Origin of the sequence: Schleiferilactobacillus harbinensis, assembly GCF_008694105.1 — a bacterium.
Taxonomy (GTDB): Bacteria; Bacillota; Bacilli; order Lactobacillales; family Lactobacillaceae; genus Schleiferilactobacillus; species Schleiferilactobacillus harbinensis.
Genome location: NZ_CP041364.1, coordinates 1,113,075 through 1,130,782, shown reverse-complemented (window position 1 = coordinate 1,130,782; position 17,708 = coordinate 1,113,075). Strand labels below are relative to the sequence as shown.

Annotated in this window: 21 protein-coding genes; 15 read left to right on the top strand and 6 right to left on the bottom strand. The window is 53.9% G+C overall.

Going from position 1 to position 17,708, the window contains the following annotated elements:
* Positions 1–100 precede the first annotated feature (100 nt).
* Genes FMM01_RS05850 through FMM01_RS05835 form a run of 4 tightly spaced genes read right to left on the bottom strand, consistent with a single transcriptional unit; the run spans position 101 to position 3,462 of the window.
* Positions 101–745 carry a Crp/Fnr family transcriptional regulator gene (locus tag FMM01_RS05850; RefSeq protein ID WP_150391897.1) on the bottom strand — a complete coding sequence of 215 codons (645 nt, stop codon included), beginning with the start codon at positions 743–745 and terminating at the stop codon, positions 101–103.
* A 21-nt stretch (positions 746–766) separates the two neighbouring features.
* On the bottom strand, positions 767–1,324 hold the full coding sequence (locus FMM01_RS05845; protein ID WP_150391896.1) for a ferritin family protein: 558 nt from the start codon (positions 1,322–1,324) through the stop codon (positions 767–769).
* A gap of 3 nt (positions 1,325–1,327) precedes the next feature.
* Positions 1,328–1,555 carry a heavy-metal-associated domain-containing protein gene (locus tag FMM01_RS05840; protein ID WP_027828483.1) on the bottom strand — a complete coding sequence of 76 codons (228 nt, stop codon included), beginning with the start codon at positions 1,553–1,555 and terminating at the stop codon, positions 1,328–1,330.
* A 17-nt stretch (positions 1,556–1,572) separates the two neighbouring features.
* The gene (locus FMM01_RS05835) at positions 1,573–3,462 is read right to left on the bottom strand and encodes a heavy metal translocating P-type ATPase (RefSeq protein ID WP_150391895.1); all 1,890 of its coding nucleotides are present in this window, start codon (positions 3,460–3,462) and stop codon (positions 1,573–1,575) included.
* Positions 3,463–3,701: 239 nt separating this feature from the next.
* Between FMM01_RS05835 and FMM01_RS05830 the strand changes: the two genes are divergently transcribed.
* The 12 genes from FMM01_RS05830 to FMM01_RS05775 all read left to right on the top strand — a co-directional run bounded on the left by FMM01_RS05830 (position 3,702) and on the right by FMM01_RS05775 (position 13,796).
* Positions 3,702–4,235 (top strand): YqeG family HAD IIIA-type phosphatase, encoded by a 534-nt coding sequence (locus FMM01_RS05830; RefSeq protein ID WP_027828481.1) that lies wholly within the window; start codon positions 3,702–3,704, stop codon positions 4,233–4,235.
* A gap of 21 nt (positions 4,236–4,256) precedes the next feature.
* The gene (gene yqeH / locus FMM01_RS05825; RefSeq protein WP_150391894.1) at positions 4,257–5,387 is read left to right on the top strand and encodes a ribosome biogenesis GTPase YqeH; all 1,131 of its coding nucleotides are present in this window, start codon (positions 4,257–4,259) and stop codon (positions 5,385–5,387) included.
* A 16-nt stretch (positions 5,388–5,403) separates the two neighbouring features.
* Positions 5,404–5,727, top strand: coding sequence for a YhbY family RNA-binding protein (locus tag FMM01_RS05820; RefSeq protein ID WP_146994285.1), 324 nt, complete (start codon positions 5,404–5,406; stop codon positions 5,725–5,727).
* Complete coding sequence (locus FMM01_RS05815; RefSeq protein WP_051225279.1) at positions 5,727–6,422, top strand: nicotinate-nucleotide adenylyltransferase; 696 nt, start codon at positions 5,727–5,729, stop codon at positions 6,420–6,422. The genes FMM01_RS05820 and FMM01_RS05815 overlap by 1 nt, the downstream gene beginning before the upstream one ends.
* Positions 6,403–7,014: a bis(5'-nucleosyl)-tetraphosphatase (symmetrical) YqeK gene (gene yqeK / locus FMM01_RS05810; RefSeq protein ID WP_150391893.1), complete on the top strand. Its 612-nt coding sequence runs from the start codon at positions 6,403–6,405 to the stop codon at positions 7,012–7,014. Before FMM01_RS05815 ends, yqeK begins: the two co-directional genes overlap by 20 nt.
* A 19-nt stretch (positions 7,015–7,033) precedes the next feature.
* On the top strand, positions 7,034–7,390 hold the full coding sequence (gene rsfS, locus FMM01_RS05805; protein ID WP_027828476.1) for a ribosome silencing factor: 357 nt from the start codon (positions 7,034–7,036) through the stop codon (positions 7,388–7,390).
* Complete coding sequence (locus tag FMM01_RS05800) at positions 7,375–8,133, top strand: class I SAM-dependent DNA methyltransferase (RefSeq protein WP_150391892.1); 759 nt, start codon at positions 7,375–7,377, stop codon at positions 8,131–8,133. The genes rsfS and FMM01_RS05800 overlap by 16 nt, the downstream gene beginning before the upstream one ends.
* On the top strand, positions 8,126–9,262 hold the full coding sequence (locus FMM01_RS05795; protein WP_150391891.1) for a nucleotidyltransferase: 1,137 nt from the start codon (positions 8,126–8,128) through the stop codon (positions 9,260–9,262). The genes FMM01_RS05800 and FMM01_RS05795 overlap by 8 nt, the downstream gene beginning before the upstream one ends.
* A 12-nt stretch (positions 9,263–9,274) precedes the next feature.
* Positions 9,275–9,871: a DUF177 domain-containing protein gene (locus FMM01_RS05790; protein ID WP_150391890.1), complete on the top strand. Its 597-nt coding sequence runs from the start codon at positions 9,275–9,277 to the stop codon at positions 9,869–9,871.
* A 56-nt stretch (positions 9,872–9,927) separates the two neighbouring features.
* Positions 9,928–11,349, top strand: coding sequence for an NADP-dependent phosphogluconate dehydrogenase (gene gndA / locus FMM01_RS05785; protein WP_027828472.1), 1,422 nt, complete (start codon positions 9,928–9,930; stop codon positions 11,347–11,349).
* Positions 11,350–11,510: 161 nt separating this feature from the next.
* Positions 11,511–12,197, top strand: coding sequence for a response regulator transcription factor (locus tag FMM01_RS05780; RefSeq protein ID WP_027828471.1), 687 nt, complete (start codon positions 11,511–11,513; stop codon positions 12,195–12,197).
* Between the two features lie 9 nt (positions 12,198–12,206).
* On the top strand, positions 12,207–13,796 hold the full coding sequence (locus FMM01_RS05775) for a HAMP domain-containing sensor histidine kinase (RefSeq protein WP_081674772.1): 1,590 nt from the start codon (positions 12,207–12,209) through the stop codon (positions 13,794–13,796).
* A gap of 339 nt (positions 13,797–14,135) precedes the next feature.
* Here the strand turns inward: FMM01_RS05775 and yidC are convergent, their stop codons facing one another.
* A complete protein-coding gene (gene yidC, locus FMM01_RS05770) occupies positions 14,136–15,119 on the bottom strand; it encodes a membrane protein insertase YidC (RefSeq protein WP_150391889.1) in 984 nt (327 codons plus the stop codon).
* Positions 15,120–15,204: 85 nt separating this feature from the next.
* Positions 15,205–15,480, bottom strand: a complete 276-nt coding sequence (locus FMM01_RS05765; RefSeq protein WP_035440274.1) for an acylphosphatase — start codon at positions 15,478–15,480, stop codon at positions 15,205–15,207.
* A gap of 101 nt (positions 15,481–15,581) precedes the next feature.
* Between FMM01_RS05765 and FMM01_RS05760 the strand changes: the two genes are divergently transcribed.
* The 3 genes from FMM01_RS05760 to FMM01_RS05750 all read left to right on the top strand — a co-directional run bounded on the left by FMM01_RS05760 (position 15,582) and on the right by FMM01_RS05750 (position 17,414).
* On the top strand, positions 15,582–16,340 hold the full coding sequence (locus FMM01_RS05760; protein ID WP_150391888.1) for a TrmH family RNA methyltransferase: 759 nt from the start codon (positions 15,582–15,584) through the stop codon (positions 16,338–16,340).
* A 116-nt stretch (positions 16,341–16,456) separates the two neighbouring features.
* Complete coding sequence (locus FMM01_RS05755; protein ID WP_027828468.1) at positions 16,457–16,960, top strand: HD domain-containing protein; 504 nt, start codon at positions 16,457–16,459, stop codon at positions 16,958–16,960.
* A 91-nt stretch (positions 16,961–17,051) separates the two neighbouring features.
* On the top strand, positions 17,052–17,414 hold the full coding sequence (locus tag FMM01_RS05750) for a winged helix-turn-helix transcriptional regulator (protein WP_150391887.1): 363 nt from the start codon (positions 17,052–17,054) through the stop codon (positions 17,412–17,414).
* Positions 17,415–17,708: the final 294 nt, after the last annotated feature.

Below are 17,708 nucleotides of genomic sequence, written 5' to 3'. Positions count from 1 at the left end.
AGTCAACTGTAAAAGTTCGAATATTGTTCGTGTTTTAGGTAAACGATGGGTAAAGAAAATGCCCGCCAGCGGGAAAGCGTTGGCGGGCATGTATTGGGTATCATTGACATAAAAAGGTGATCGTTTTACCTTGCCGTGAAATCATGCCGGCAGTGGTCATGATCTTCAACTGTCGAGACATGGTTTCCGGCGTCGTACCTAAATAGTTGGCTAGCTCTTTCCAAGCGAAGGGAATCGTCACGGTATCGGTGCCAGCCTCCGTGCGCAGATCCTGCAGATAAGCCTGGATCCGGTCGGGGACGGATTCATCCGCCAGATAACCGGTTTGCTGCTCGGCCCGCTGGATCTTTTTGGCGGTGGCGGTGAGCAGGGCCACGCTTAAGCGAGGATGGTCCAGCAGCAGCCGGGTGAAGTCGCTGCGATCAATGAAGCAGACCGTGCTCGCCTGCAAGGCTTCCGTGTAGGCATTGGGATTTGGCGCGCCGAGCAGCGCTTGTTCGCCGACGTAACCGCCCGGTTGGGTGATCGACAGCAATTGTTCTTTGCCGCTGGCAGAAAGCTGGTAGGTCTTCAACAATCCATGGGCGACCACGACTAACCCCTCTCCGTCGCCGGGACGGGTGATCTGTTCGCCTTTTTGCAACTGCCGATCCTGGGTGAGGGCGTCAATCTCGTCTTTCGCCGGTTGCGACAGTTCCGCAAACAGCGGTACCAGGCGGGTACAGTGGTGTAATACGGTTGCCATGGGCGGTCAGTCCTTTCTTACTTAGTCATCATCATCGTCTTCGGCCAATAGTGGGCGGCCAGCGGTCAAGGGTCGGCCCAGGCGATCCTGCAATTGGCGCAGACTGTGCTGATACCATCCTAACAGATGCGTCAACTCCAGAGCCAGGGGCCGCTTTTCTTCCTGTTCTGCCAGGGCAATGGCCCGGGTGATGAACATCATGCTGGTGTCCAGGTCTTCAACCACAAGTGCCATCATCTGGTCGGCGGTGGCGTACTTGATTCGCGGGTCTTCCTTCAGCATGGTGTACTGGGTGAATTCGGCGGTCGTTGTGGGAATGTTTTCCCCTTCGTCGAGCAGGGCAGAAATCAAACGGTCCCGTTGGCGGGTCAGGTCCTTGGTGAACTGCCAGAGCAGCTTCTCGTCGGCAGCCTGGGCAGCGCCGGTCAGCGTCCAGCGCATTTGCTGGATCTTTGTGGTGAGAACGACGTTGTTGGCAATAATGTGGCCGCACATGGCGCCGGCTGTGGGGACGTGGTGATCGTGATCAACTTGTTTTTGTTCCGCCGCATAGGCGGTCTCAATTTCAGCAGTGGTCATGGGTTAAGCCTCCTGTTTCTTGATTGCGGCGACGGAGTAACCCAGCTTGGTCACCGCGTCAGCCAGGATTTGCGCGTCAGTTTGGGCCGGGTCAATGACGGCCTTCAGTTTACTGGCGTTGAATAAGACTTTGGCGCTTTGCACGCCGTTAATTTGGTGCATGGCTCCTTCAATTTTTTGCAGGCAGCTGGGGCAGGTAATGCCGCCGAGTTTGATCGTTACTTTTTGCATTGTTGAATTTTCCTTTCCTAATGGCTTTCATGGTTATTATCCGGCACAACGGCGTTAGAAAAATTGACCGGCGTCAAGTTTGCTGCTTTTTTCTGAGGAATGCGGCGCAGCCGCAGTGCGTTGGCGATCACCAGCAAGATACTGGCCTCATGAACCAGCATGCCGCTGCCCATGGTCACCAAACCGGCAATCAAGCCTAGCAGAAGCAGAGCAACGGTGCCCACAGCCAGGGCAATGTTCTCTGTGACATTGCGGGTCATCCGGCGAGCCAGCGTGAAAAGCCGATTCAAGGCGGGCAGGGCATTATTCATCAGAATAACGTCTGCGGTGTCCATGGCCACGTCCGTGCCGCTGCCCATGGCAATACCGACATCGGCTTGGGCCAGAGAGGGGCTGTCGTTGATCCCGTCCCCGACAAAGGCAACATGCTGACTGTGAGCTTGCAGCTGCTTGATGTAGGCGGCTTTATCCGCCGGCAGCAGGCCGCCTTTGGCTTCGTCCAGACCAATCTGATTACCAATTCGTTGGGCGGCCGCTGGTGTGTCTCCGGAGAGCATGATGAGGTGCTGGATACCTTGTTTTCTTAATGCCGCCATGGTTTCCCGAGCTTGCGGTCGGACGGGGTCGGTGATGGCAAATCGGGCAATCAAGTCCGTACCAGCCGCAACATAAACCAGAGAAGCAGTGGACGCGGGTAATGCCGGTAGGCTGACCCCCCGGCTGGTCATGAGCTGGGCATTGCCGATAGCCAGTGTACTGACGGTCAAGCCTTGACCAGCCACCACCTGCGGTGCTTCGGAAGCTGCCGCATCAGCAGCGGCGTCATGTTGGTCGGCGTAAGCAATGAGCGCTTGGCCCAGGGGATGGCTGCTTTGTTTCTCAGCGGCAGCAATGTGCCCCAGCCATTGCTTTCTGTCTGCCGGGTCAACGAACCAATCAACATGTTGCACACTGGTCCGACCTGCGGTGAGCGTTCCAGTTTTGTCGAACACCAGCGTATCGATTTGATTCAGCGCGCTGGCCACGTCGCCGCCTTTCAGCAGCAAGCCTTGTTTGGCCCCGGTACCAATTCCGACAACGTTGGTCACCGGTGCGCCGATCACCAAGGCCCCGGGGCAGCCGAGCACCAAAATTGTGATGGCCAAGCGGGTGTCCCGAGTAATCAAACCTACCGTCAGAGAAATCAGCAGGACCAGCGGCGTATACCACTTAGCGAACCGCTGAATGAACGACGCCACTGGTGATTGCGCATCCTGCGCGTCTTCGACGAGCTCAATGATTTGGCCATAGACTGTGTCATCGCCGACTTGACTGACCTGCACTTGGAGACTGCCATTGGTTACTGTGCTGCCGGAATAGACCGGATCACCGGCAGTTTTCCGTCGCTCCTCCGGTTCACCGGTGATCCGGGATTCATCCAGCAGCCCCGTGCCGCCGATTACTTGCCCGTCCACTGGGGCGGTGGTCCCTGGGGCCAGCTGAATTGTGTCGCCAACAGCCAAATTCGTCACGGCAGTATCTATTTGACTGCCGTCAGCATTGATTTTCTTCACTGTGGCCGGCAGCGCCGTGGCCAAGTCCTCAATCGCGCTGCGGGTCTTGGCCAATGATTTGCTTTCCAGCCAATCCCCGAAGAGAAAGAGAAAAGTGACGATGGCCCCTTCGTTATACTCACCGATGATCAGCGCGCCGACCACGGCGATAGTCACCAAGAGCTCAATGCTGATCACCTTTACCCGCAACGCCGCCAATGCGTTCCAGGCAATCGGCGCGCCTGCTAACAGTGTGCCAAGAATCAATAGTATGGCCCCCACCGGGCCCGCCAACCACTGACTCGCTGCCAAGCCCAATACCGTTGCCCCGCCACCGGCCACCATGAGCTGATATTTATGTTGTTGAACAAACATCTTTATCCCTGCTTTCGTTTTACTGATTGACTACAGTTTACGGGGGAAAAGGAAAAGAATAATTGACGGGGATCAAGATTGGAATTAATTGGGAATAATCATTGATGCACAGGGGAAGTAGTGCCAATGCGGAGCACTTGGCACGGCAATCAACGCCCCTCCAATCCACCCCGGTAGCTTTCAATACGGCTTTCCATTATAATGTAAAGATAGAAAACGCAAGGAAGGGACGCACGTTCATGGGCTTTTGGCCAACCTGGAAAGTATCATCAATCTTCGCTGTCACCCCAGCACAACTCCAAGCTCGGGGGAAAAAGTATGTCCTCACAGACCTGGACAACACTCTGATTCCCTGGAACCAGAAGGACGCCCTCGACCAAGTTCGGACATGGGCCAGCACGCTGGCCAAGCAAGGGATCCAGGTGATCGTCGTGTCCAACAACAACCACCATCGCGTCGCTGAAGCCTTGGCCGACTTGCCGATTCAGTTTGTCGCCCGGGCGCTTAAACCGTTACCGGTGGGCATCAAACGCGCTCTGAAAGAATTCCGCATTGATGCGTCAGAGGCGGTGATGGTTGGCGATCAATTCTTCACCGATGTTCTCGCCGGGTCGCTGGCGGGCGTGGACACGATCCTGGTTGCTCCCCTTGTTGACACTGACGGCTGGAATACGCGCATTAACCGCCTTCTAGAGAAGCCCTTGCGCCACTTGATCCGGGTCCACGATTGGACAAAACCGTGGAGCAGCGAAAATCATGAGAAGTTTAGATAACCCCCAACTATTAAGGAGACAATTATCACGACAGAAGACCTGTATTGCATCGGCTGCGGTGCAAAATTACAAACGACCGACCCGGCACTCGCCGGCTATATTCCGGCGAGTGCCCTGACCAAACAGCTGGCAGACGGTGGCGACAAACTGTATTGCCAACGCTGCTTCCGGCTGCGCCATTACAATGAAATCACCGATGTGCCGGTAGAGGCTAACACATTTACTCAGTTGTTGAATGCGCTGGGTGCTGTGGACGCGCTGATCGTCAATGTGGTGGATGTATTTGACTTCACCGGCAGTGTCATTCCGGGTTTGCACCGCTTCGTCGGCCATAACCCGGTCATTTTGGTCGGCAATAAAGCTGACGTTTTGCCCCATTCGGTGAAGCGCCGCCGGGTGACCGACTGGCTGCGCCGTCAGGCCCATGCAGTGGGTTTGCGGCCCGAAGCCATTCAACTGGTCAGTGCCGCCAAGGGCTGGCAGATTCCGGAATTGCTGGAATTAATTGAAAAGAAACGGCGGGGCCGGGACGTGTATTTCGTCGGCACGACGAACACCGGCAAGTCTACGCTGATCAATGCGATCATTAAGGAGACCGCCGGCATTCAAGATTTAGTCACCACATCCCGCTTCCCGGGGACAACGCTGGATCGGATCGAAATTCCGCTGGATGACGGTCAAAAGCTGATCGACACCCCAGGGATCATTCAAACTCAGCAGATCGCCCATATTTTATCCGCCAAGGATTTGAAACTGGTGGCGCCGCAAAAAGAAATGCGCCCGCGGGTTTTCCAACTTCAATCTGGTCAGACACTCTTTTTAGCCGGCTTAGCCCGGATCGACTTTGTTTCTGGTGCAGCCGGCAGCTTCACGGTTTATGTGGACAATGACCTGTTGGTGCATCGGACCAAGCTGATCAATGCGGATGCCTTTTGGGACAAACACCGCGGCGAGCTGCTGGCGCCGCCCAGCACTGCGGAACTGGCTGATTTTCCGGACATGCACCACGAAGAATTTACGACGCCGGATCGGTCGGATATCGTTATTGCCGGCCTGGGTTGGGTCAACGTGCCCGGCCGCGTCGTCGTGGATGTGTATACACCCCAGGGCATCGGGGTCGGCGTGCGGCCTTCTTTGATCGGCAACAACTAACGGAGGAATTTCTAATATGGCATTAACTGGTAAACAAAAGCATTACTTACGTTCCAAGGGGCAAACGATGAAGCCCTTGTTTCGAGTGGGCAAAAACGCCATCACTCCAGAATTCATCGCTCAAGTTGACGAGGCCCTCGCCAAGCGGGAACTGATCAAAGTCTCTCTGCTGCCAGCGGCCGAAGTATCTCTGGACGAAGCGCTGACGTCTCTGACCAACGCGCTGCCCAGCATTATGGTGGCCCAGACCATCGGCAAGACCGCGCTGCTCTATCGGCCGGCAGAAAAGGAGAAGAACCAGCACATCTCCGCGGAAGTCAAGGCCCTGGGGCGGTCCTAATGGGGAAGAAAGTACTCAGCGCCGCGCCGACGACGCACACGGCCACTCGGGTCGTGTCGGTCCAGGCGCCGGTGATTGCCACGGAAATCAAGCGGGTACTAGTCCAAAGCATCCGCGGCCACCAGATTGGTATTCTCGGCGGCACGTTCAATCCGCCGCATTTGGGCCATTTGCTGATTGCGGAGGGGGTCGTAAACGCTCTACACTTAGATCGGGTATTGTTTATTCCAGATGCCCAGCCCCCGCATATTCAAGGTAAAAACACGATTCCGGCGAAGGATCGGGTCGCCATGGTGAAAGAAGCCATCGCTGACAATCCCCATTTCTGCTTAGATGAACTGGAAGTACGGCGGGGCGGCAAGTCATTTACAATTGATACGATCAAAGAATTGAAACGGCGCGATCCGCTGGCCCAGTATTACTTCATCATTGGCGCGGACATGGTCAACGATTTGCCTAATTGGCATGAAATCGATAAACTGGTCCAGATCGTCACCTTCGTGGCCGTTCGCCGGCCCGGCGTAACGATCCACAGCAAGTACCCGGTAATTTGGGTGGATGTGCCCCAAGTGGCCATTTCGTCCAGCGGTATTCGCGATCGGGTGGCTAAAGGCGAGTCGATCCGCTACCTGGTCCCGGATGGCGTTGCCGCTTATATTAAGGAGCACAAGTTATATGAAAAACAACACGCTTGAGCCCATCGTGCCCTATGATTGGGACGAGCTAGAGAAACGGGTGGCCGCCCGCATGACGGCCAAGCGCTTCGCCCATTGTCAGCGGACCAGCGTCGAAGCGGTCAAGCTGGCTGAGCAATACGGCGGGGACGTTCAACGGGCGAAAGTTGGCGGTCTGGTTCATGATTACGCTAAGCAGATCCCCGATGCCGATTTTATTCAGGCGATTCATGACCACCATCTGCCGGCGGCGTTGCTGGATTACGGCAATGCCATTTGGCACGGTATCGTGGGGATCTATTTCATCGAAGATGAATTGGCTATCCACGACCCGGCGATTTTGCAAGCCGTTGAGGAACACACCACTGGCGCTCCGGAGATGCCATTGTTGGCCCAAATCGTTTACATGGCTGACTTCATTGAGCCCGGCCGCCATTTCCCCGGGGTGGATGACGCCCGCGCCGTCACGGCCAAGAGCTTGCAAGCCGGCGTGTTGTTTCAGCTGAGTCATGAACTGAAGTACCTCGTAGAAAAACAAGAGCCGATTTATCCGCTCACATTCACCAGTTATAATGCCTGGGTGCGCCGTATCGGCCACCCGGCGGACAATTAAAGGAGTAGTGAATAACTTTTTGACAAGTGCAGAAAAGTTACAAGTCGCTGTAGAAGCGGCCGATAAGAAGCATGCCGAAGAGATCGTCGCATTGAATATGGAAGAAGTCAGCCTGTTGGCGGATTATTTCGTCATTATGCACGGCAATTCTGAACGTCAAGTCCAGGCCATCGTTGAGGGCATCATTGAGGCGGAAGAGGCTGCTGGGGTGACCGTTCAAAGCGTTGAGGGCAAGAAAGATTCCCGCTGGATGCTGATCGATCTGGGTGACGTGGTCGTTCATGTGTTTACCAAGGAAGAACGGGCATTTTATAATTTGGAGAAGCTGTGGTCTGACGCCCCGCTGGTGGATGTACACCAATGGATCACCGCGTAGATTACAGCATCTTCGCCCAGGTCTATGACCGCCTGATGGATAAGGATATGTATCCCCGGTGGCAGCACTACGTCCAAAGCAGCATGCCCGTTGGGATGACGGGAACACTGCTGGATTTAGGGTGCGGCAGCGGGGATTTTGCCGTCCAAATGGCTCAGGCCGGCTGGACGGTCACTGGTCTTGATCTATCGCCGGAGATGCTGACTCTGGCCGAAGCGCGGGCTGAACAAGCGGGTGTGGACGTGACCTGGGTTCAGGGCGATATGCGCCGCTTGGCCGGTCTGGGGACATTTGATGCGGTGACTAGTTTCGATGATAGTTTGTGCTATCTGCCGGATCTCACCGCGGTTCAGGAAACTTTGCTGGCCGCCGCCGGGGTTTTGGTCCCTGGCGGGTACTTCTTCTGCGACGTACATTCGCTTCACCAGACCGACGACGTTTTTCCGGGCTTCATGTACAACGATATTACCGAAGACAGTGCCTTTCTTTGGACCACCTATGCCGGCGAGCTGCCCCACAGCGTGGAGCATGAATTGACTTTCTTCACTTATGATGAAGAAATTGATGGATACACCCGGGCGATGGAAATTCAGCATGAGCGGACGTACCCATTAGCGGATTATCAGCGGGGGTTGACCCAAGCGGGACTTATCGATGTACAAGCGACGGCTGACTTTGGCACGGCCCCAGTGACTGCGGATACGACCCGCTGGTTCTTGCAAGGGATCCGACCGCATGCTTAATGCAGTAGGCGTGATTGCGGAGTACAATCCTTTTCATAACGGCCACCGCTACCAATTAGCAGAAGCTCGCCGGTTGAGCGGAGCGGATGTGACTGTGGTCGCCATGAGTGGGAATTATGTGCAGCGCGGCGAACCGGCGTTGTTTGATAAGTGGATCCGAGCCCAAGCCGCGGTGGCTAACGGTGCCGATTTGGTGGTGGAATTGCCGCTGAGCACGGCGGTTCAGCCTGCAGACCGCTTTGCGCAAGGGGGCGTCCAGGCGCTGGCCGCGTTACAATGCCAGGCATTAGCCTTTGGCACTGAGCAGCCGGACTTGGATTACGCTGATTTGGGCCGGCAAATTGCCGATTTGCCGGCCCATCCGGCGGGTTTTGTTGATTATTCCCAGACTTACGCCACCCAGCTCAATACGTTCTATCAAGAAACGCTGCACGTTACCTTGGATGACCCTAACGTTATTTTGGCGTTAGGCTACGCATCAGCCAATGCTCAGCTGGCCCAGCCGCTCGCGTTGATTCCGGTGCCGCGGGTGGCCGTGGCTCACGATGCCGTTCAGACGCGCCAGCAGTTTGCCAGTGCCAGCTGGTTGCGGGATCATCCAGCGGCCATGGCTGACTTTGTTCCAGCGGCGGCCTGGCCGCTGTACCAGACAGCCCAGTGCAGCCGGTGGGCTGACTTTTGGCCCTATTTGCATTATCGGTTATTGACGATGTCCCCTGTTGAATTGCGGGAAATCTATCAGATGACCGAGGGCTTGGAGTACCGTTTCATTCAACAGAACCGTCAGGCGGCCAGTCTGACTGATCTGTTGAAGCGGGTGAAGACTAAGCGCTTTACGTACAGCCGGTTGAGCCGGGTTGCGCTGTATACGCTGCTGGCTTTGCACACTGATGCCATGACGCAGGTCGCGGTGCCGCTGCGCATTCTGGGCTTTACTTCAGCAGGGCAGAGGTACTTGAAGCAGATCCGCAAAGCCAGTGGGGATACGCTTTTAACCCGGGTCAATGCCCAGAGCGGGGCGGACACGGCACCTTATGGCTTGACGGTTCAGGCTGACCGTGTGTATACATTAGTTAACGGGACTGAGCAGAATTTTGGTCGGGCCCCCATTCGGAGAGAGAAAGGATGATTTATTATTAGCATGTTACAGTGGACCGAGGCCGACTTGCGCAAGCAGGGCAATCGGGAAATTCAATTTGACCGGGATGTTCCGCTAATGCCGGAAATTGCTGAACGGTTTGAAGACATTAGCGATGCCTCAATTTATCACGTGCAAGGCACGATCAAGGCAGATGGCGCCGGCTGGTTAGCAACCGCGCACGCTACTGGGGAAGTGACGGCCCATTCCACCCGTTCCCTCGCTCCAGTACGGGTCGCCCAAGATTTTACCTTTACCGAGTTATGGATTCCTCAGGAACAATGGGGCAGTGAACCAGCAGAGAAGCTGATGGATACCCACCAAGCGCTGACCATCCCCATGGCCCATGATATGATCGACATCTACGGCGCCGTCAGCGATCACGTTGTTCTGGAACTGCCGTCACAGATTCTCACTGACGAAGAGGCCAAACAGGATGTGATGCCTGCCGGACAGGATTGGCATGTTATTTCTGAAGCCGAATACGAAGCGCAGAAGAAGGCGGACGCCAAGCCGAATCCAGAGTTGGCCAAATTAAAGAGCCTGCTCCAAGATCAAGAAAAAGACGATAAAGACGATACCGATCAGCATAAAGACTGAGATTGGCGGAGTTTTCTGTTAAGATGTAAGTGAAACTGAAAACTGGAGGTATGGTAATGGATAAACCACAAATTGGGGTCATTGGCATGGCCGTCATGGGTAAGAATTTGGCTTTGAATATTGAGAGCCGCGGCTATACAGTCGCTATCTTCAATCGGACCGGGTCGAAGACCAAGGCCGTCGCTGAGGAACATAGCGACAAAAAGCTGGTACCCAGTTATACACTCGAAGATTTCGTGAATTCATTGGAAAAGCCGCGCCGGATCGTGATGATGATCAAGGCCGGCAAACCGACCGACATGGTTATCGGCGAACTGCTGCCGTTGCTGGACAAGGGCGATGTCCTGATTGATGGGGGCAATACCTTCTTCGAAGACACGATGCGCCGGAACGCGGAACTGGATAAATCCGGGATCAACTTTATCGGCATGGGTGTTTCCGGCGGCGAGCTGGGGGCCTTGGAAGGTCCTTCCTTGATGCCGGGCGGCCAAAAGGAAGCCTATGATTTAGTTGAACCGATCTTGACTAAGATTTCCGCTAAGGCTAAAGATGGCGCTCCCTGTGTGACCTATATTGGACCCAATGGTGCCGGCCACTACGTGAAGATGGTCCACAACGGAATTGAATACGGCGACATGGAATTGATCGCCGAGAGTTACAACTTGCTTCGGAACCTGTTGGGTGAAACCCCGGAGAAGCTGGCTGATACCTTTGCTGAATGGAACAAAGGCGAATTGTCCAGCTACTTAATTGAGATCACGGCGGATATTTTGACCCGTAAAGATGATCTTGGTACCGGTAAGCCGATTGTCGACGTGATCTTAGACGCTGCCGGCAACAAGGGGACGGGCAAGTGGTCTTCTCAGAATGCTTTGGAACTTGGCCAGCCGCAAACGCTGATTACCGAGTCCGTGTATGCCCGTTATATTTCGGCCTTGAAGGATGAGCGGGTTGCTGCCAGCAAAGTCTTACCGGTCCACACTGGCAAGGCAGACATTGGCGACAAGGACAAGCTGATCGAAAAGATTCGGGAAGCTTTGTATTTTGCTAAGATTATGAGTTATGCGCAGGGCTTCGCCCAGATGAACGCGGCCTCTAAGCAATATGATTGGCACTTGAATTTTGGTGAGATCGCCAAGATTTGGCGCGCTGGTTGTATCATCCGGGCGCAATTCCTGCAAGAGATCACCAGCGCTTACGATCGCGATCCAGAGTTGGGCAACCTGTTGCTGGATAAGTATTTCCAAGATATTGCGGACAAGTATCAGCAGAGTGTCCGGGACGTCGTTTCCCTGGCCGTTCAAGCTGGGATCCCGACGCCTGCATTCTCTGCCGCCATCAACTACTACGATTCTTATCGCAGTGCTGTATTGCCGGCCAACTTGATCCAGGCTCAACGGGATTACTTTGGGGCGCACACCTATCTGCGCAACGACCGCGAAGGCGTGTTCCACTACACTTGGTATAAGGAACAATAATCAGTATCCATTACGGATAGAATTATTGGAACAGGGGCGCACGCCCCTGTTTTTTCTGCTGTCAATCTGTGGTAAGATTAAAACAAATCTGCTCATGAATGATAAATTTTCCCTTTATTACATGTGAATCATTTGGCAAGAATAGGAGTGGCTACGGCACAATGCAAAGTATATTGATTATTGAAGACGAAAAGAATTTGGCCCGTTTCGTCGAACTCGAATTGCAACACGAGGGCTATAAGACAGAGGTCCACAACAATGGCCGGACTGGGTTGGAGGCAGCACTGAAGCACGATTGGGACGCAATCCTGCTGGATCTCATGCTGCCCGAACTGAACGGTTTGGAAGTCTGCCGGCGGGTGCGCCAGCAGAAGAATACGCCGATCATCATGATGACCGCGCGGGACTCGGTCATTGACCGAGTATCTGGGCTGGATCACGGGGCCGATGACTATATCGTTAAGCCGTTCGCCATTGAAGAACTGCTGGCCCGCTTACGGGCGCTGTTGCGGCGGATCGACATTGAGAACGCTCATTCTAAGAATAAGCAGCACACCATCACGTATCGGGATCTGACCATTGAGAAGGAGAACCGAATCGTCCGCCGGGGCGACGAAGTCATCGAATTGACCAAGCGGGAATATGAATTGCTCTTGGCCCTGGTAGAGAACATCAATGTTGTCCTGTCGCGGGATGTGCTGCTGCGCAAAGTTTGGGGTTACGATTCCAGTGCGGAAACTAATGTTGTCGATGTCTATATCCGGTATCTGCGAAACAAGATCGACGTACCCGATAAGGCCAGCTATATCCAAACCGTCCGCGGCACCGGGTACGTGATGCGTTCCTAATGTCTGCTTATGGATAGAGCCGAACAGAAAACAACCAAGCCGCACCGGATAGACTGGCGTCTCTCCCTGCGGACGAAGTGGACGCTGATCGTGGCTGGCACGATGGTCCTGTTCTTTGCCATCTTTGCCGGCGTGCTCTATCAGTCGGTGGCGCAAATTTTGCTGTCCCGGGAACAGGGATCCGTGCAAGATACCTTGACGGCGGTGGAACAACGCTTGGCCCCGTTAAAGGGTGAAGTGACCATGAATAGCGTGAATCCGCTGCTTAATCCCAATTACATTAATGCGGATACGGATAGTTTGCCCATTCCCAAGCAGCAGACTAATTTCTTCTCAGACTCTCTCATTGCAAAGCTGTCGCGGGAAGATATCACCGTGTCTGTCTACGATCTCCATGGCGGATTGGTCTTCACGACCCGCTCGCCGGAGGCCAAATATACCAGCCGCACGGCCGAAGGGTTTCAGTATACCCGATCAGATGGCGGTAAGCATCTGATCGCCACCCGGCAGGTGCACTCGGCCACCACCAATGACCATATTGGGACGGCGATCGTCTATGACCGAATGGATACATTTAATGCCAGTATGCAGCGGCTGCTTTGGCAAATTGTCCTCATCGGGATCTTAGTTTTTGTTTTGATCGTGATCGTTGCCCTCGTTTTGATGAATAAGCTGATCAAGCCGATTCGCCAAATGACGGAAACCATGACGGTGGTCCACGATGACCCGAATACCGATGTCCGGGTGCCGGCGCTAAAGGGTAATGACGAGCTCAGCCAATTGGTGGGCGAATTCAACGGGATGCTGGATACGATACAACGCTATATCAAACAGCAGCAACGGTTTGTCCAGGATGTGTCCCATGAATTACGCACCCCCGTGGCGGTGCTGGAGGGTCATTTGCAACTGCTTAACCGCTGGGGCAAAGACGACCCCCAGGTGTTGTCTGAATCTCTGGGCGCATCGCTGCAGGAGCTGGATCGAATGAAGCATTTGATTCAAGAAATGCTGGATTTGACCCGAGCCGACAATGCGGCCACGACTTATCCCAATGCCGTGACGCTGGTGTTGCCGGTATTGAAGACGGTCTACAACAATACGGTTATGCTCCATGGCGACTTCCAGATTGAAAAAGACTTCGATTTGGCGCCCGATACTGCCATTCAGATGTATCGCAACCACTTCGAACAAGTCCTGATCATTCTGCTGGACAACGCGATGAAGTATTCCCGCAACCGGAAAGAAATCCACTTGAGCGCTGCCACCGATCAATCGACGGTATCGATCGTCGTCCAAGATTTCGGCCGAGGCATTGCGCCCAAAGACTTGCCCCAGATTTTCAACCGCTTCTACCGGGCCGATGAAGCCCGGTCGGACATGGATGTGTCCGGGAATGGTCTGGGCTTATCCATTGCCCACCGGCTGGTTACGGAATACGGCGGCGATATCACCGTTGAATCCGTGGTTGACCACGGGTCCGTCTTCCGCATCGACTTGCCGCTGTACAAGGGCGAGCTGCCGCCGGAAGAGGCCGCGGAGGCGAAGGATGACCATGACGACGATGATGAGCTGCCGCCGGGGATTATTAAAATGTCGTAGCAGGAACAGCCTTACTGGATTATCAGTAGGGCTGTTTTATTATTTAGGAAGTGGACGTCAGTTCCAGCGTTCCGAGTGCCAATGCGTAGCAAGCGGAGGCAAAATGGGCTCAGCCATGGGAACGGCAATAATCTCGCCCGCACTTGGCGAGATTATATGCCGTTAGGCGACTTTGAGACCGCGTAGCGGGCTCAAAGCGCCGTCATGGCGTTCCAGCCCATTTTGCCGGAGCTTGCGTAGCTTGGCACGGCGTACGAAGCACGATCTCTCAGTTTGAGATCCACCAGACGTGAAAAACGCTCGCCATCGCTTGGATGACGAGCGTTTTTATCAGAGAAATCAAAAATTACGCGGCCGTTGCTGTTTCCCAGCATTGCGTTCCCGGTTGCGTTCGTGGATCGCAGTGAGGGCGGGATCGGCGGCGGCACCGCCGGCTTCCGTTGAAGCGGCGGGGGTACCAAACATATCCTCCGTCACGACCTGCACGACTGGGCTTTCTTTCAACTCCCGAGCAGCGCGGGCTTTCATGCGCGGTTGGATGATCCAGGTGGTGATTGCTTGCTGGAAGACCATGACCAGGTTGGTGGCTAACATGTAAAGACCCAAACCTGCTGGCAGGAAGAGGGTGAACATGATGGTCATCAAAGGCGCCAGAAACAGAGTAGTCATCATGGTTTTCTTCTGGGCTTCCGGCACGCCGATCAGCATCATGCCAGATTGGGCAGCGGCGACGATCGTCGCCAAAATGGCGATGAGATAGTTACGCTGGCCCAGGTTGATCCCAAAGAAAGTGGCTTGGGCAATTTGCGGAGTGAATTGAATAGATTGATACAACGCCCACAGAATCGGCAGCTGAATCAGCATGGGTAAACAGCCGATGCCGCCCAGCATGGAAACATTGTTTTTCTTGAACAATTCCATTTGCTTTACGGATAACTGCTGTTTCTGTTCCATAGTCAGGTCATCCCGCTTCTGGAACTTCTGCAGTAATTGCAGTTGAGGCTGAATAGCGGCCATTTTTTCCTGCTGATAGGTCGTCTTGCTTTGCTGATGGAGCATTAACGGCATAATGATCAAACGAATGATCACGGTCAAAATCAGGATGCCCCAGCCATAGGCGTTGGGGCCGCTGATCATTTTAGCGCACCAGGCCATGAAGTGGCGCAGCGGAATCGCTAAGTATTGATAAGTCCAGCCCATTGGTCCGCTGGTGGGCGGTTTCATAGTCGTCATGTTCTGCGGGGCACAGCCGCCCAGAACGACCAGAAGCACGGCCAAGCTGGCCAGGATCAGGGCATAACGCATGTATTTCTTTTTCAACACAACATACCTTCCGTTCTCTTTTAGTCAATAGCCCTAATCTTAAAGTAAACGCAAGGCATTGGCAATACGACCAAAGGCCGGAAAATCAGCCAGTAACTTTGAAACCGCGGTAACTGGGCAGGGGAGAGAGCTCTTTTTCGTCCACCCGGTCCACTTTGCCGCTGGGGGTGGGAGAGGCCTTGATCGCCCCAATAAATTTATCTAATGGTTCCTCTTCGCCAGCGGCTTCGATGTAGACGGACCCGTCGAATTCATTTTTCACGAAACCGGTGACGCCGAGCTGATCCGCCACCATCTTGGTTAACCAGCGGAAACCGACGCCTTGGACCCGACCGAAAACATGTAAACTGACTGCGCGCATAAAGTCACCCTCCAAAATTTAACAATGCTGTACATTCCCATTTTACTATGCCGCCACCCGGTTGCATAATGGGGAATAGACTCAAGAGAAGAGGAATCGTATTGGAATATATTGAATCCGTCCACAATGACCAGATCAAAACGGCCATTAAGCTGCAAACCAAGAAATACCAAACCAAGAGCGGCAACTACTTTTTAGAAGGGCCGCACTTAATTGAAGAAGCGGTCAAAGCTGGTGTGGCACTGAAACAGCTGTTCATCACCGAGAATCATCAAGATGACCACATTGTGAAACAGTTCTATGATCAAAGTATCATGATCAGCGACCAGGTGGCCAACCACTTGGCCGCCACTGAAACTAATCAGGGGATGTTTGCCATCGCTCCCATTCCCGACGTCAGCCTGCCCGCGCAATTGACCGGCGGCTGGCTGCTCTTAGATGCTGTGCAGGATCCGGGTAATGTCGGTACAATGATTCGAACCGCCGATGCAGCCGGTTTTGCTGGGGTGATCATCGGGGTCGGGACGGCATGGCCGTTTAATCCCAAAGTTGTCCGGGCGATGCAGGGCAGTCAATTCCATCTGCGGCTGGTCCAAGCCCCCATGGCGGATGCGATCAAGCAATTGCAGGCTGAACAGGCACCGGTTTACGGTACATTGGTCAATGATGCGGCCGTTGACTACCGGACGATCCAGCCAACAGCAACGTTTGGCCTGATCATTGGGAACGAGGGGGCCGGGATGGATCCGGCGTTAAGCAGTCAAACGACTGCCAACTTAGTCATTCCGATTCCGGGCCATGCCGAATCGCTGAATGCGGCCATCGCTGCTGGTATTCTGATGTTCCACTTCGTTGCCTAAGGAATTATTAAATTTTGCGCGTTACCGGTTCCATTACCGCACCGGTGGGGCGCTTTTGTTTTGGAAACATGCTATAATGCTCGGTGAGAATTAAAAACTCTAGAGGAGTGACTGTTATATTGTCTAAGCTTCCTTGGCAAGAAAACGAAGAGTACCGCAGCTATGTGGATGATCTCCTGGCTACCCCCCAAGTCCAAAAACTCGCTGAGTATACGCAGCACCACTACACAGATCGCTTGCAGCATTCGATCACCGTTTCCTATGATAGTTATTTGTTGGGTAAAAAATTACATTTGAATTGCCGGGCGCTGGCCCGCGCCGGTCTGCTCCACGATATGTTCTATTACGACTGGCGCAATACGAAATTTGACTTAGGCACCCACGCCTATATCCATCCGCGCATCGCCGTGCACAACGCTGAGAAGATCACCCCGTTGTCTGATATGGAACGGGATATCATCCTCAAGCACATGTTCGGCGCCACGGCCGCTTTGCCGCGCTATAAAGAAAGCTGGGTCGTTTCCCTCGTGGACGACTACGCAGCGGTCAAAGAATTCAGCAAGCCCACTGCCCGGCGGCAATGGCGCGAACTGAAGAAACGCTTGATTTCGACCTTTTAATTGATAGAGGAAAGCGTGCCCAGATGTTTCCTTGCATCTGACGCGCTTTTTCTATATACTTACCCTTAGTAAGTAAACGGGGTGACATAATATGGAAAGTGAAAAAACGGTCGTGGCCGTTGAACCGTGCAGTGACGCAGGTTTGTGTCCTAAATTTGCCAAGATTTTCAGTATTCTTGGTAAAAAATGGAATGGCTTGATTATTGAGGCATTGCTCAAGAACGGGAATCAACGGTTCAAAGAATTAGCGGCAATGGTGCCGACTTGCTCTGACCGGGTCTTGGTCGAGCGGCTGCGGGAATTGGAAACCGAGGGCTTCGTGGAACGGGTCACGTATCCCCATTCCGTGTTGATCGAATACCGGTTGACTGACCGCGGGGCTTCCCTGCAGCCGGTGATGGGGGCCATCCACGAATGGGCGGACCAATGGATCACATCGGAAGAATGCCAATAGTCCCTTGCATTTTCTGCAAAAGCTCTCTATGATGAAGCATAGATAAAGAAACGACCTTGATGAAGACCAAGTGTCGAATCAGCCCAGAGAGGCGGCCGCTTGCTGTAAGGCTGCCAACGATTCGGCCTTTTCCCTTCGGAGTCGGCACTGCGAAACGGCGAGTTAGTCAACTCAGTAACGGTGTCCGGTCTATGACCGTTATCCAGATCAAGTGTTATTTAGTATTGGCTAAATAAAATTAGGGTGGTACCGCGGATCTCGTCCCTTGAGGATGAGGTCCTTTTTTTGTGCCGC

Excerpts from the sequence above, each read along its gene's own strand:
- FMM01_RS05800 (WP_150391892.1), top strand. The coding sequence starts at position 7,375 with ATGGATCACCGCGTAGATTACAGCATCTTCGCCCAGGTCTATGACCGC.
- gndA (WP_027828472.1), top strand. The coding sequence starts at position 9,928 with ATGGATAAACCACAAATTGGGGTCATTGGCATGGCCGTCATGGGTAAG.
- FMM01_RS05820 (WP_146994285.1), top strand. The coding sequence starts at position 5,404 with ATGGCATTAACTGGTAAACAAAAGCATTACTTACGTTCCAAGGGGCAA.
- FMM01_RS05850 (WP_150391897.1), bottom strand. The coding sequence starts at position 745 with ATGGCAACCGTATTACACCACTGTACCCGCCTGGTACCGCTGTTTGCG.
- FMM01_RS05835 (WP_150391895.1), bottom strand. The coding sequence starts at position 3,462 with ATGTTTGTTCAACAACATAAATATCAGCTCATGGTGGCCGGTGGCGGG.
- FMM01_RS05775 (WP_081674772.1), top strand. The coding sequence starts at position 12,207 with ATGGATAGAGCCGAACAGAAAACAACCAAGCCGCACCGGATAGACTGG.
- FMM01_RS05780 (WP_027828471.1), top strand. The coding sequence starts at position 11,511 with ATGCAAAGTATATTGATTATTGAAGACGAAAAGAATTTGGCCCGTTTC.
- FMM01_RS05765 (WP_035440274.1), bottom strand. The coding sequence starts at position 15,480 with ATGCGCGCAGTCAGTTTACATGTTTTCGGTCGGGTCCAAGGCGTCGGT.
- FMM01_RS05815 (WP_051225279.1), top strand. The coding sequence starts at position 5,727 with ATGGGGAAGAAAGTACTCAGCGCCGCGCCGACGACGCACACGGCCACT.
- FMM01_RS05790 (WP_150391890.1), top strand. The coding sequence starts at position 9,275 with ATGTTACAGTGGACCGAGGCCGACTTGCGCAAGCAGGGCAATCGGGAA.
- FMM01_RS05840 (WP_027828483.1), bottom strand. The coding sequence starts at position 1,555 with ATGCAAAAAGTAACGATCAAACTCGGCGGCATTACCTGCCCCAGCTGC.
- FMM01_RS05750 (WP_150391887.1), top strand. The coding sequence starts at position 17,052 with ATGGAAAGTGAAAAAACGGTCGTGGCCGTTGAACCGTGCAGTGACGCA.
- yqeK (WP_150391893.1), top strand. The coding sequence starts at position 6,403 with ATGAAAAACAACACGCTTGAGCCCATCGTGCCCTATGATTGGGACGAG.
- FMM01_RS05830 (WP_027828481.1), top strand. The coding sequence starts at position 3,702 with ATGGGCTTTTGGCCAACCTGGAAAGTATCATCAATCTTCGCTGTCACC.
- FMM01_RS05845 (WP_150391896.1), bottom strand. The coding sequence starts at position 1,324 with ATGACCACTGCTGAAATTGAGACCGCCTATGCGGCGGAACAAAAACAA.
- FMM01_RS05795 (WP_150391891.1), top strand. The coding sequence starts at position 8,126 with ATGCTTAATGCAGTAGGCGTGATTGCGGAGTACAATCCTTTTCATAAC.